The sequence below is a fragment of the Rhizobium bangladeshense genome (assembly GCF_017357245.1).
Taxonomy (GTDB): domain Bacteria; phylum Pseudomonadota; class Alphaproteobacteria; order Rhizobiales; family Rhizobiaceae; genus Rhizobium; species Rhizobium bangladeshense.
In genome coordinates this window covers 1,882,499-1,895,360 of the sequence record NZ_CP071612.1, presented here as the reverse complement: position 1 = coordinate 1,895,360, position 12,862 = coordinate 1,882,499, and the positions used below count along the sequence as shown (strand labels likewise).

The 12,862-nt window shown below is 58.7% G+C and carries 13 protein-coding genes and 2 tRNA genes; 5 read left to right on the top strand and 10 right to left on the bottom strand.

What is annotated here, in order from left to right; genetic code table 11:
• Window positions 1–186 precede the first annotated feature (186 nt).
• Together erpA and xth are read left to right on the top strand one after the other, a co-directional pair.
• Window positions 187–519, top strand: coding sequence for an iron-sulfur cluster insertion protein ErpA (gene erpA, locus J2J98_RS09195; RefSeq protein ID WP_064709130.1), 333 nt, complete (start codon window positions 187–189; stop codon window positions 517–519).
• 223 nt (window positions 520–742) lie between these two features.
• Window positions 743–1,534 (top strand): exodeoxyribonuclease III, encoded by a 792-nt coding sequence (gene xth, locus J2J98_RS09190; protein ID WP_064709131.1) that lies wholly within the window; start codon window positions 743–745, stop codon window positions 1,532–1,534.
• An 84-nt stretch (window positions 1,535–1,618) separates the two neighbouring features.
• Here the strand turns inward: xth and exoR are convergent, their stop codons facing one another.
• The 6 genes from exoR to J2J98_RS09160 form a co-directional block, all read right to left on the bottom strand.
• On the bottom strand, window positions 1,619–2,413 hold the full coding sequence (exoR, locus tag J2J98_RS09185; protein WP_138394035.1) for an exopolysaccharide production regulator ExoR: 795 nt from the start codon (window positions 2,411–2,413) through the stop codon (window positions 1,619–1,621).
• Between the two features lie 713 nt (window positions 2,414–3,126).
• Window positions 3,127–4,407, bottom strand: a complete 1,281-nt coding sequence (locus tag J2J98_RS09180) for an OmpP1/FadL family transporter (RefSeq protein ID WP_207602909.1) — start codon at window positions 4,405–4,407, stop codon at window positions 3,127–3,129.
• Between the two features lie 397 nt (window positions 4,408–4,804).
• Window positions 4,805–7,648 (bottom strand): valine--tRNA ligase, encoded by a 2,844-nt coding sequence (locus J2J98_RS09175; protein WP_207602908.1) that lies wholly within the window; start codon window positions 7,646–7,648, stop codon window positions 4,805–4,807.
• A 117-nt stretch (window positions 7,649–7,765) separates the two neighbouring features.
• Window positions 7,766–8,629, bottom strand: coding sequence for a DUF2497 domain-containing protein (locus J2J98_RS09170; RefSeq protein ID WP_207602907.1), 864 nt, complete (start codon window positions 8,627–8,629; stop codon window positions 7,766–7,768).
• Window positions 8,630–8,893: 264 nt separating this feature from the next.
• Window positions 8,894–9,559: a protein-L-isoaspartate O-methyltransferase family protein gene (locus J2J98_RS09165; protein WP_207602906.1), complete on the bottom strand. Its 666-nt coding sequence runs from the start codon at window positions 9,557–9,559 to the stop codon at window positions 8,894–8,896.
• A gap of 471 nt (window positions 9,560–10,030) precedes the next feature.
• Window positions 10,031–10,104: transfer RNA gene (locus J2J98_RS09160), tRNA-Cys, on the bottom strand.
• Window positions 10,105–10,381: 277 nt separating this feature from the next.
• Between J2J98_RS09160 and J2J98_RS09155 the strand changes: the two genes are divergently transcribed.
• Together J2J98_RS09155 and J2J98_RS09150 are read left to right on the top strand one after the other, a co-directional pair.
• Window positions 10,382–10,645 (top strand): hypothetical protein, encoded by a 264-nt coding sequence (locus tag J2J98_RS09155; protein WP_207602905.1) that lies wholly within the window; start codon window positions 10,382–10,384, stop codon window positions 10,643–10,645.
• Between the two features lie 108 nt (window positions 10,646–10,753).
• Window positions 10,754–11,092, top strand: a complete 339-nt coding sequence (locus J2J98_RS09150; protein WP_064709138.1) for a KTSC domain-containing protein — start codon at window positions 10,754–10,756, stop codon at window positions 11,090–11,092.
• An 8-nt stretch (window positions 11,093–11,100) separates the two neighbouring features.
• Here the strand turns inward: J2J98_RS09150 and J2J98_RS09145 are convergent, their stop codons facing one another.
• Both J2J98_RS09145 and J2J98_RS09140 read right to left on the bottom strand, forming a co-directional pair.
• Window positions 11,101–11,433 carry a hypothetical protein gene (locus tag J2J98_RS09145; protein WP_207602904.1) on the bottom strand — a complete coding sequence of 111 codons (333 nt, stop codon included), beginning with the start codon at window positions 11,431–11,433 and terminating at the stop codon, window positions 11,101–11,103.
• A gap of 94 nt (window positions 11,434–11,527) precedes the next feature.
• Complete coding sequence (locus J2J98_RS09140; protein WP_138393954.1) at window positions 11,528–11,845, bottom strand: PGPGW domain-containing protein; 318 nt, start codon at window positions 11,843–11,845, stop codon at window positions 11,528–11,530.
• Window positions 11,846–11,962: 117 nt separating this feature from the next.
• On the opposite strand from J2J98_RS09140, the gene J2J98_RS09135 reads away from it, so the two are divergent.
• Window positions 11,963–12,037, top strand: a tRNA-Asn gene (locus J2J98_RS09135).
• Window positions 12,038–12,265: 228 nt separating this feature from the next.
• Here the strand turns inward: J2J98_RS09135 and J2J98_RS09130 are convergent.
• Both J2J98_RS09130 and J2J98_RS30280 read right to left on the bottom strand, forming a co-directional pair.
• Complete coding sequence (locus J2J98_RS09130; RefSeq protein ID WP_011425094.1) at window positions 12,266–12,469, bottom strand: CsbD family protein; 204 nt, start codon at window positions 12,467–12,469, stop codon at window positions 12,266–12,268.
• Window positions 12,470–12,669: 200 nt separating this feature from the next.
• Window positions 12,670–12,849, bottom strand: coding sequence for a hypothetical protein (locus J2J98_RS30280; protein WP_082930577.1), 180 nt, complete (start codon window positions 12,847–12,849; stop codon window positions 12,670–12,672).
• Between the last annotated feature and the right edge of the window lie 13 nt (window positions 12,850–12,862).

Here is a 12,862-nt window from a genome sequence, read left to right as displayed (position 1 = left end):
CATTGACGCCGCTCCGCCCTCTTCATACCTATAGCCCGAGGAAACGGCAAAGAGGCGTTCGCCGACCGCTTCGGCGCATCATGGCATTTTCGCGAAGATCATGCTAAGTACCTTTGATATCAGGCATTTGAACATTTGAGTGCCAAAACCCATTCTCTCCGGATCTTGACCCCGGCAGGAGGAAACATGACGGATACGAGTGTAACTCTTTCGGATGCCGCGGCAAAGCGTATCGCCGCGATCATCAGTGCGGAGGCCGGCAAAAGCGCGTTGCGCGTTTCGGTCGAAGGCGGCGGCTGTTCGGGCTTTTCCTATAAGTTCGACCTCGCCGACAGCGCTGGGGATGACGATATCGTCGTTGAAAAGAACGACGCGAAGGTGCTGATCGACAGCCTGTCGCTCGTCTATATGGCAGGCTCCGAGATCGACTTCGTCGACAATCTGCTTGGCCAATCGTTCCAGATCAAGAACCCGAACGCGGTGGCAAGCTGCGGCTGCGGCACCAGCTTCTCTATCTGAATATCAGAACGCACAACGTTGCCCCCAACGACAGGCGGAAGAACTGCTTCCGGCCGGTTTATCGGCCTGTCCAGCGGCGAAAGACCGCGATAAAAGGAGCGCACTGAAGCGTGTGGCTGTCAGATTCGCTTGCTACGCTTCAGGTCTTTGATTTTCCGCATGTCGTGATCGCAAAAATGGCCGCAGGCCTTTGCGCGACATGCTCTAGCGACGGGACAGAGCCATGAAGATCGCGACCTGGAACATCAACGGCGTCAAGGCGCGGATCGACAATCTCACGCAATGGCTCAAGGATTCCGATCCCGACATCGTCTGCCTGCAGGAGATCAAGACGATCGACGAAGGCTTTCCCCGGCTGGAGATCGAAGCGCTCGGCTATCATGTCGAGACGCACGGCCAGAAGGGATTCAACGGCGTCGCGATCCTCTCCAAGACTTCGCCTTTTGAAGTCAACCGCGGCCTGCCCGGGGATCCGCTGGACGAGCAGGCACGTTTCCTTGAAGCGGTGTTCACGCTGCCCGACAGCCGCATCCTGCGCGTCTGCTGCATCTATCTTCCGAACGGCAATCCTGTCGACACGGAGAAGTATCCCTACAAGCTCGCATGGATGGAGCGTCTGAGGAGCTTCGCAGCCGAACGGCTGGCCTATGAAGAGATGTTGGTGCTTGCCGGCGACTACAACGTCATCCCCGAACCGCACGACTGCTTCGATCCCAGGGTCTGGGAAAGCGATGCGTTGTTTCTGCCGCAGACGCGGCAGGCATTTCGCAGGCTCGAAAATCTCGGATTGACCGATGCGGTGCGCGCAACGACGGATGCGACGCGGCTCTATTCCTTCTGGGATTATCAGGCGGGTGCATGGCCGAAGAACAACGGCATCCGCATCGACCACCTGCTGCTGTCACCCGAAGCTGCCGACCGGATGACGTCGGCGGCGATCGAAAAGCATGTGCGGGCCTGGGAAAAGCCGTCCGATCATGTGCCCGTCATCGCTTATTTCGATTTTGCAGCCTGACCTTCCGTGCCTGCAGCAGCCCGTCGTTCAGGCACGCGATGAAGGAGGCGCGGGTTCAATGCCGCGCGCGCTGAATGGAAAGCCTCAGTCGGAACCGCTCGCGATAGCGTGCGACAGCGAAACTGCGGTGCGACGGTCGGCTTCGTTGGCGACCGAGAAGGCCTGCTCCTGTAGCGCTTCCATCCAGCTGCAATCTTTCGGCTTGCAGCGGTCTAGAGCGGCGGTCATCAGTGCGAGACCGCGGGCCGTCTGGCCTTCGTCGAAAAGAATGTTTCCGAAAACCGCCATGGCGCCGGGATGGCCACTCTTGCGGGCTTGGTTCAACCACTTTTTCGCCTGCTGCGGGCTGGCATTGCCGCCCTCGCCGGCCAGCATCATCTGCGCCAGCTGAAACTGTGCTTCGGGAACGCCAAAGGTGGAGGCCACCTGGAAATAGAGCTGGCGCGCCTGGGTAAGATCGATCTTGACCGGGCTGCCGGCGATACCGTGCTTGTAGTAATTGGCGAGCGCGAGAAGCGCGTTGACGAAGAAACCTGTATCTTCCGAGCCGGGTTCGACACCCTGCTGGGCGATCTCACTATAGATCTTGAAGGCTTCGAAATCATCCTGGGTGACGCCGTCGCCGTCAGCGTACATATTGGCAAGCGCCCAGCGCGAACCGGTATGGCCCTTTTCAGCGGCGTATTTGTAGGCTTCGACCGCCTCCTCCTTCTGACCGTTTTTGTAGGCCTTGAAGCCGAACTTGAACAGATCGAAAGGACCGGACTCCTTGCTGACGTCGCTCTTGATGTCGAAAGCGTGAACCGGACCCGACAGCGATATTGCCATCCACATGCTCACCAGCATGAGTTTGAACAGTTTGAACTCGGACGTTACCATTTCAACCGATTTCTTTCGTTCATCGCACGCAGCCGGCGCTGGCGCCGGGCATACCGCGGATGTGTTCTTTCGAGGCGAGCGATCCCGCGGCGGGCTCCATGGCCCCTTTACCCGCGTCGCATCCAGCCCATTGGCCTTTTTCGGAAGGCCGAATTTTCACCATATCATCCAGAACCACCCGGCTCCCGGCATGGCCCGACTGCAATTTGCCTGGCACTGTTTCGGCAGGCGCGGCATTCGCCTTCCCGCCCCTATCGCTTTCGTAAACAGCAATTGTGACGAAACCAGTATCGGCATCTGCGCCTAAGCCGCGCCGCTCAGGCGGGCGGGTCGAAAATACCGACAATGGATGGATTGCTAATCTCATCGCGAGGCCAGATTTACGGCGGGAACAGCCTTGTTCAACAAGCGAAACGGCCGCAACCGAACGATGGTCGCAAATCGCGCCGCATGATCTGCTGTTCCCGAAAAAAAATCGACCCATGCTACTTTACACGCACCCTACGCCTGCCATCTCCTTGCCCGCCTATAGCGCTGCGCCCTCTTTGTGGCGGGAAGTAGACAAATTCGCCCCGCCGCCACCATACGCCAATCGTCGTAAAAAACTGTTGCTGAATCGTCACAAAACGATGTCAGGACATAACATGATTAACGGGCACGGGACAAAGAAGAGCCCGGCAGTGCCGGGCTCCTCAATTCTTCAAAACAGGGGATTAGAACTTAACCTTTAGGCTGGTCGACAATGCCGCGACCAGATCGTCACCATAGGAATAGGAGACATCATCTCCAAACGTGACGCCGTTCCGGGTTACAACGCCGGACGAACCGCTCGTCAGCACGCCCACCGCACCTGCAAAGCGCCATTCTATGTGTTCGGTCGGCGTCAAGGCGGCGCCAAGGCCCAGTGTCCAGCTGTCCGTCTGCGCGCCATAGCCCTGGCTGGTGCCGCGGTCCCATGTCAGGCTGACGGCACCCGCCCATTGCTCATTGAACTTGTGGCCAACACCTCCGGTGATCGTCCAGCCATCACGATAGAGAAGATCAAGCGAGGTCAGCTCGGTCGCGCCGCCTGATCGGCAGGCGACAAGGCCCTTCGTAGAGGTCGGGCAGAAAGGCACAGACTGGAGGACACTCCAGTTCGTCCACTTCACCGATCCGAAGGCGAGCCAATCCGGAGCGATACCGCTCTGCAGCTTCAGTTCAAGCGAATCCGGCGCCTCTGCAGAGCCGAAGACGTCAGTGACCCTTCCGTACGGAGCGCCATTCAGCGGCGCAATCGGCGCAGAAACCTGCGTCAGGTCCACGGTGCCAGTCAGATTGTCGTATTTAACGCGGCTGTTATAGACGAGGCTCGCGCGCATCGCATATTCCGGAATCTCGTAGGCGAGACCGGCGCGCCAGCCCCAGCCGCTGTCTTCGAGATCGAGACGGCCGATGCCGGTGCCCGTGCCAAACAGAAGCGGAACCGTTGAAACCAGGCGTTCCTTGAAGCCCTCGACTTCCTGATAGAAAGCGCCGCCGATGAAGCGAAGCTGCCCGGGGCCGACATCGAAACGATAGGAGCAGGTGCCGCCATAGTTGCGGGTCTCGATCTTCGTCTCGATATTGTTGTTGGCGCCAGCCCAGTTCAAACCGGGATTGGTATGCCCGCCGAAGGGCTCGGAATAGTCGACAAGGCAGTCGATCGTGTCCGCGAAGCCAGCCTTGAAGCCAATATAAGGGATAGTGTAATTCGCGGTCTCGTCAGCGCTGTTTGGACGGGTGTTGAGATTGCCGCCCCCTGGAGCTGCCGAAGTATCCGTGTCACGGACGTCCTTCAGCCTGCGCTGCGGCGTCACGTAGGTGACGCCCGACTGGAATGAGAATGGCGACGTATCGAATAGCTGATCGATGTTATAGCCGCCGCGCTCCAGGCCGCCGGCAAAGGACGTCGAGGCAAGCGACGAAAAAAGAACGAGCGACGTTACGCCCTTGGAAAACATACGCGATGCCATTGTGTCTCCCCCACTCCAGCAATTGATGTGACGACACTGTGTAAGTGTTCGCCAGAAATGGCAACGCGCCGCACGGTAGCGCTTCCAATCGTTGCGACGGCCAACTTACGTAAAGAAATTGACGGACACGTCAAAAAATCTGGTTAATAAAATTTTATTCCAGATGATGTCCGAGTTCTGGGCGCCTCAGAGGATTTCATTCCAATCATTGCAGAAGCTGTATCAATCGGACAACAGTGGTAGTTTTCGCCGATCGGGCGCTCGCGCGGCCGCAATCCACAGGCTGATCGCCTAAATCCAGCCAAGTTCACGGCCCGAATCGCTACACGATGGATCAAAAAAGACGCGCCCACAGAGGGCGCGCCTTTGATATAATTGGCAAAGTTGGTTGCAGATCTTATCCGGCTTCACTCACGCGGGAATGCGCGGTTTTCAAGCTGGCAATCTGCCCCTTCAACTCGTCGAGACGCTCGCGCTCGGCCTCGACCACCTCGGGATTGGCGTTGGCGACGAACTTCTCGTTGGAAAGCTTGCCGTTGATGCGGGCGATTTCTCCATCCATTTTCGAAATCGCTTTTTCCAGGCGGGCTTTTTCGGCGGAAAGGTCAATCAGATTGCCGAGCGGCAGGCACGCGGTAGCTTCGGCAACGACGATCTGGGCCGCCCCCTTCGGCGCGTCGTCGGCCAGCGATATCGCTTCGACCCGAGCAAGGCGCTTGATGGCGGCGTCATGGCGGAACAGCCTTTCGCGCGTGAGATTGTTGGCCTTGACGACGACAAGCGGGGCGGTTGCCGACGGCGGCACGTTCATTTCGGCGCGCACGGAGCGGATGCCGGAGACGAGGTCAATCAGCCAATTGATCTCGTCGGCGGCTGCGTCATCGGCATAGGACGGCGATGGCCATTCGGCATGGCAGACCAACGTGTCGCGCTCTTTGCCTTCGCCGGCGGTATGCGCCCAAAGCTCTTCGGTCATGAAGGGCATGAACGGATGCAACAGCTTGTAGATCTCTTCAAGAATATAAGCGCTGCAGGCCTGGGCTTCGGCCTTGGCGCCCTCGTCCTCACCATTGAAGACCGGCTTCAGGAACTCGAGATACCAGTCGCAGACTTCGTTCCAGACGAAGCGGTAAAGCGCGCTGGCGGCATCGTTGAAACGGAAGGCTTCAAGCGCTTCCGTAACGTCACGTTCCGTACGGGCAAGCTCCGTCAGGATCCAGCGATTGATGGTAAGCTCGGCCGCCTCCGGCACGAAGTGCGGATCGCTCTTGGCACCGTTCATCTCGGCAAAACGCGTGGCGTTCCAGAGCTTGGTGCCGAAATTGCGGTAGCCGGCGATGCGGGCCGGATCGAGCTTCACGTCGCGGCCCTGCGCCGCCATGATCGCCAGGGTGAACCGCAGTGCGTCGGCACCGTATTCGTCGATCAGCTCCAAGGGGTCGATAACGTTGCCCTTCGACTTCGACATCTTCTGTCCATTCTTGTCGCGCACCAGCGCATGGACATAGACCGTGTTGAAGGGTTCAACCGGCTCGCCGTCTTCGTCCTTCATGAAATGCAGGCCCATCATCATCATGCGCGCGACCCAGAAGAAGATGATGTCGAAGCCGGTGACGAGCACATTGGTCGGGTAATAACGCGCAAGCTCCGGGGTCTTGTCCGGCCAGCCGAGCGTGGAGAAGGGCCAGAGCGCGGAGGAGAACCAAGTGTCGAGCACATCCTCGTCCCGCGTCAGGATCTCGCCCGGCTTGAAATTTTCGAGCAGGTCCTCGACATAGGCCTTCATCGGCCCTTCATGCGAGAGGTAATGCTGGATGGCCGCCTGCAGCGCCTCTTCCTCGGTCTTTTCGACGAAGACCTGGCCGTCCGGCCCGTACCAGGCGGGAATCTGGTGTCCCCACCAGAGCTGACGGGAGACGCACCAGGGCTGGATATTCTCCATCCATTCGTAATAGGTCTTGTCCCAGCTCTTCGGCACCATCCTGGTGCGGCCTTCGCGGACAGAGGCGATCGCCGGCTGGGCCAGCGTCTTGGCATCGACATACCATTGTTCGGTCAGCCGCGGCTCGATCGGCACGCCGCCACGGTCGCCGTGCGGGACCATATGCTTGTGCGGTTCGATCTTGTCGAGGAGGCCCGCCTCTTCGAAAATTTCAACAATGACCTTGCGCGCGTAGAAACGGTCCTGCCCTTCCAGGCGATCCCAGGCGCCATGCAATGCCGCCGGATTGTCGAGGCCTTCGAGGAAATCCTCATTGTCCTTTATAGCAATGGTGCCGTCGATATTCATGATGTTGATCGCGCGCAGACCAGCCCTCTTGCCGACTTCAAAGTCGTTGAAGTCGTGCGCAGGCGTCACCTTGACGGCGCCGGTGCCGGCCGCCGGATCGGCGTAGTTGTCGGCAACGATCGGAATGCGGCGGCCGACGATCGGCAGAATGACATGCTTGCCGATAATCGACTTATAGCGCTCGTCCTCCGGATTGACCGCAACACCGGTATCGCCGAGCATCGTTTCCGGGCGGGTCGTCGCAACAACCAGATAGTCGCGCGTTGCCCATTCGGACGGCTTGCCTTCCTCGTCAAAAGCAATTGGGTACTGATAGGTGACACCCGGCTCCAGCGGATAACGAAGGTGCCAGAGATTGCCCTTGATCTCATGCTGTTCGACTTCAAGGTCGGAAATCGCCGTCAGCAGTTTCGGATCCCAGTTGACGAGGCGCTTGTCCTTGTAGATCAGCCCTTCCTTGTAAAGGCTGACGAAGACTTCAAGAACCGCCTCCGACAAGCCTTCGTCCATGGTGAAGCGTTCGCGTGACCAGTCGCAGGACGCGCCGAGGCGCTTCAGTTGGTTGAAGATCAGGCCTCCCGATTCCGCCTTCCACTCCCAGACTTTGTCGATGAACGCTTCGCGACCCATCTCTCGACGGCCCGGCAGCTGCTGTTCCATCAGCTTGCGCTCGACGACCATCTGGGTGGCGATGCCGGCGTGATCCATGCCTGGCTGCCAAAGCACGTCTTTACCGCGCATGCGCTCAAAGCGCACCATGATATCCTGCAGCGTATTGTTCAGCGCGTGCCCCATATGCAGCGAACCGGTGACGTTCGGCGGCGGGATCACGATGGTGAAGGTCTCGGCCCCGGGCTTGGCGTTCGCGCCGGCGCGGAAGGCGTCCGCATCATCCCATTTCGCGGCGATTTTCGGTTCGACGGCAGCGGAATCATAGGTCTTGTCGAGCATTTTCTGACCAATTTCGAGGTTCGAGGATGGGGGTTTGTAAATAGGATGGCCACGGCCAAGTCAATAAAAAAGCCGCCCCGGAGACCGGAGCGGCTTTTCCATGAAAAAGCAATCCGATCAGCGGCGCGGGCCGCGCGCCACGCGCTCGATTTCCTCACGCACCAGCCTTTCGACCAGCGTCGGCAGATTGTCGTCAAGCCATTCGCGCAGCATCGGGCGCAGCATGTCCTCGGCAATCTCGTCCAGCGAGCGACGCTCGGCACCGTCAATCGCAGCGGCAAGCTCCTCGAAGGAGCGGCTGATCTGCAGACCGGCATCTTCCGAAAGCAGCGTCGGCTGGGCCTCGTCGACAACGCTCGGCAGGAAACGCTCGGTCGACGAACGGGCCGGCTCCAAAACCGGCGGCACAGTTTCGGCGGCAACAGCTGCCTGCTCGGCGACTGCGGCCTGCGGTGTTTCGGCAATCGCCGGTTCGGCCCGCTGCCGGACGGGATCGGGGGAAACGGGTGCTGCGGCAGCAGTGAAAACAGGCTGCGGCTGCGGACTAGCAGCACGCGGCGGCTCCGGCATCACAGCCGGCTGCGGCTCCGGCTGGCGGAAGCCGCTCGGAATTTCGCGCAGAGCTTGACCGGCCTGAACGGCGCTGCGCTCGGAGGCAGCGCGCACGCGGGCTGCGACATCGGCAAGCGACAGCGCGCGGGCCGGAGCTTCTGCCTCAGGGGCGATGCCAGCCGAATTGGCGGCGACGAAACGCGGATCGGAAGAGCGCATGGCCGGTTCCGGAAACTCCACGCCGGCATAAGTATCATCCACCGTCAGATGGATTTCGGAGCCGTTTTCGTCCTCGTCGGCGCCGTAAACCGGCGGCACGGAAGCTGAAATCGCCTTGCCGGCGCCGGGTTCATTGCTTTCGATGATCTGGCGGATCGAGGCCAGAATTTCTTCCATGGACGGTTCACGCGCTACACTTGGCTGAGCCATATCTATCCCCGTTATCCCAAAACAACGACCGGATGGTGTGGAGCGTTCATCCGAATCACCACGACCTTAGAATACCCCAGACGTGAAAAAAATCATCGCGAATCAATTGAATGCGGCCATGCACAGTTTTGTTACCCAATGCCTGCCGCCAGCGTTCGGAGACGACAGCGCCAGAATAAATGATGTTTGTGAAGGCTTTCCGGCAGCACTGACAAAAACGGGCGCCGATGGCGCCCGTTCGTCGATTGAAGAGGGAGAAAAGTGTCAGAAAACGAATTCGCGCGCCTTGGCGAAACCCGGCAGCGGCTTGACCGAAGCGTTGAAGAAGACATTCTCCGAAATGGCGCCGCGCTCGGCGACGAAGACTTTGGCGCGAGCGGCATTGCCATGACCTTCAACCGTGACCAGACGGCCGCCATCGCGCAACTGACCGAGAAGAGCGGCCGGAACCTCCTCGACCGCCCCGTTGATGAAGATCAGATCATACGGGGCGCCGGCGGCGTAGCCCTTTTCGAGGAGACCGGTCACGACCTCGACCTTGCTATAGTCGGCAAGCTTTGCCTTCGCTTCGGCGGCCAGCGCCTCGTCGCATTCAAGCGCGATGACCGAGCCGGCGAGGATCGACAGCAGTGCCGATGTGTAACCCGTGCCGCAACCGACCTCGAGCACAAAATCGTCTTTGCTGATGGCCGCCAGCTGCAGCAGCTTGGCGAGCGGCGAAGCCTCCATCAGGAAGCGGGCCGGCTTGCCCGGTGCGGCGGCTGAGATCTCGACATCGTTGTCGATATAAGCGAGGAGCTTCGACCTCTCCGGCACGAAAGATTCGCGCGGCACCGTGAGAAAAGCCGTCAGCACGGAATGCGAGGTAACATCCGTCGTGCGGATTTGGGTGTCGACCATCTTTGCGCGTGCTGCTTCGAAATCCATCATGTCCTCTCGCTCTTGAAAAGCGGTTCCTGTCCCTCGTCTCTTAATCTCCGCCACGGATGGTTTCAAGGCTTGGCAGCGGTCGGCGAAAAGAATCCGCCAGGCGCCTCTTTCGCGCCACAGGAGGTAAGACGCGGCAACACCAGCGTGGAATGCCCTGCCCCTTCATGTTATGATTTGCAGCGGAGGAATAGGAGCAGCAGGCCATGTCTGCGATTCTCGAATATTTCACGCTGTTCGATTTCTTTATCGTCGCAACGCTCATCGGCCTCTTCTGCTGCGGGTTGCTGGACGGTGAAAGGACCTGAGCAGATCGAACGCCGAAGCAAGCGCCGGCGTAGCTTGCATGAAGCCCGCCACAATCCGGGTCTGGCGACGCGGATCGTGTGCATCAAGCCGTTAAAAGCGTAGGGCCGAGCATCCGTTCTTTAAAATAAGCGATGTTGCGCAATTATTGCAGCGGCGAGGAGAATTTGGAGGCCTCGCCCGGAATTGAACCGGGGTACAAGGATTTGCAGTCCTCTGCGTCACCACTCCGCCACGAGGCCTCACCTGTGACCGATATCTAAAAATACCGTGTGGTGGCCGCGATTTAGACCAGCTCTAGAATGAGCGCAAGACCTTTCATTCTGAATACGGTCCTTTTTTCATTCCGACTAGGCGTTGCGGAAAGTTCTGGGTGGTCGGCTTGGCCCGGATGATGATCGATGATCGATAGCCGGTTAACTGAACGCCAATAAAGTCGAGCCGTTTCGACATCATCCCAAAAAGTTAGGATTGTATTGCGAACAGATTTGGATCATCCCCATTTTCTGGGGAGAAATCATGCACGACGCGACATTCGGCGGGACCGCCAAAGACATCTTCTTTTCACTGCTTGCCAGGCTCAAACGCATCTCGATGAGCTATGCGAACGGAGGTCGGGAAGACGAGTGGGGCTATGCCCTCGTTACCGAACCTGTCACCGACATCAACACGAAGATGTCTATTACGGGTCACGTGATGCGCAAGGTCGTCGACGGCGAGTTTGTTCACCGCCAGATGACCGAGGATGAGTGCGAAGATTTCGACGCCGGCAGATCCTGGTGAATTGCCCGCGCTGCAGACGCCAGGACGATCGGCGGCGTTTGAAATTCCTAACTTGACTTAGAGCGCCTGCCCGCCATCTTAACGCCGTGGGAGGGTATAGGAGCTGCGATGGAATGGGCTGCCCTCAAAGCAAGGCAGGGACGTGCGGCGTATGATGCCGAAACGCGGGATCTCTACGTAAAGTTCGCCGGGTCCGCGCCGGTGAGACATGCAAACATTCCGCCGCATGTCTACCAGAACCTTCTGGAAACGAATGATCCGCAATTCTATTACCAGTACTATATCGCGCCGTCACGCGTCTCCCCGGCCCGTCGGCAACCGGTCTCGTTGGTAGTCCACGGACTGAAACTCGTTCTGCTTCTTGCCGCCTGCAGTCTCTTGATGGCAACCGAGCTCGATCGGGGCCACGGCGGGATTTTTGAGGAAAGCGAACTGAGATCGAATTAAAATCGCATTCATCCGGATGCATGCAGCTCGAACTCGGCGACCGGCACTGCTTGATCAGCCAAGATGATGCCGACGCTTTCAATGGAGGTCCTGTTCTGAGAGCGGTAGCGACGATCGTCCCGACCACGGTCGTTCCTGCCGTCGCGCTCGTTACGGCCGTTAAAATTGCGATAGTTGCGAGGGCCGTTATAGCCGCCTCGGCCTTGCTCGATGACACAGCCTTCGGGACGGCGGCAGATACCGCTGGCGTCAAAACCGCGGCTGTCGACGGCTTGGGCCTCGGCTGATGTGGCTGAGACAATCGCCGCCACCGAGAGGACTGCAATAACTAACGGCTTCATTTCCTCGCCTGGACAAATGTGGAGCGTTCTAGCCCAATAAGTACCGATACGGATAGCGATCCGCCGCTCCACATGGCGTCTCCCGCGACCGACGTCACCCGGCCGGCTTTCCCCGCCTGTGCCACCAGACTGCCAGCCGGCGCCGAAGCCTGCGGGCGATGGAAAGGTCATGCGAGAGCACCAGGAGGCCGAGCGGCACCATCCAGAAACCGAGGACCGGCAGGAAACCCAGCAAGCCGCAGAAAACGAGGGCCGTGCCGATTGCCATCCGCCCGATGCGTGAGCGGGGCATGCCGATGCTGAAAGAACCGAGCATAAGCCTGTGGTTTACGTGGTCGATACCGAAGCGCCCTGCCCGCTCTCTGCGCTTCTGGTTGCCCTCTGGCTCTTGGCGTTCATTCCTATTTGTCATTTCCCAGAGATGGGCACAGACCGTACAAATACAAGTTCATTTCATTTTTTTGAAAAAACCGCTTGGCAAATCGGGCAAGCATTTGTATTAGCCCACTCACACCGCGCCAAGCAGTGATCCCTGGTAGCTCAGCGGTAGAGCATTCGACTGTTAATCGACAGGTCGCCGGTTCGAATCCGGCCCGGGGAGCCATTTTTCAAGATCTTCAGTGTTGTTGCAGCTCCCGGAGCGTGCGCTTGCAACGACGGCTCGACCGGCGTCGGCTTTCAGCAAGGTTCGCGGCACTCAATGGGTTAAAACTCCAGTGCACCGATTCACGTCTTCCGGCAGCGGGAGGCTGATGAACGAGAAATGTCTAGGGACAGGCCCTCAGATTGGGCGTGTCATCCGAAGACAGCGTCCCCCGCCCGATGATGCAAATTACCAGGTCTGTCGATTATACCAATCGTCGATGTCTTTCCGGGTACGGTCTTTCTCGTAGCCGTAGCGCTCCTGGATCTTGCCTTCGAGCTGATCGCGCTTACCATTGATGACGTCAAGATCGTCGTCCGTCAGCTTGCCCCACTGCTCCTTGACCTTGCCTTTCATCTGCTTCCAGTTACCTTCGACGCGGTTCCAATCCATGGCTTATTCCTCCTGTCGTTAGGATAGAGGAACGGAGACGAGCGATAAGGGTTCCGCTTCGGCAAGCCGCCAATCATTGCAGAATCAAAATTCTTCATGTTGGCAGCGAATGACAAGACTCGGCGTCGATCGCTCATGCCGCCGGAGGATTCGATATGGGTGTTCTGGGTGCCGGCATCGGATTTTGAAGCACGTCGCTCCTAATAGCTGCACGAACGCCCGTCGCCAGGTCGGAAGCCGTCGGCGCAGGCCCGATTCATGGAATCGCCCGGCTGATATCCGGATGCCGAGCCATATGAATTTGGCGGCGTTGAGCAGGCTGAGGCAATGACCGCCAGAGTAATTGCTCCGGCTGTTAAAGATGCTCGAAATTTATTCATGCATACGTCTCCC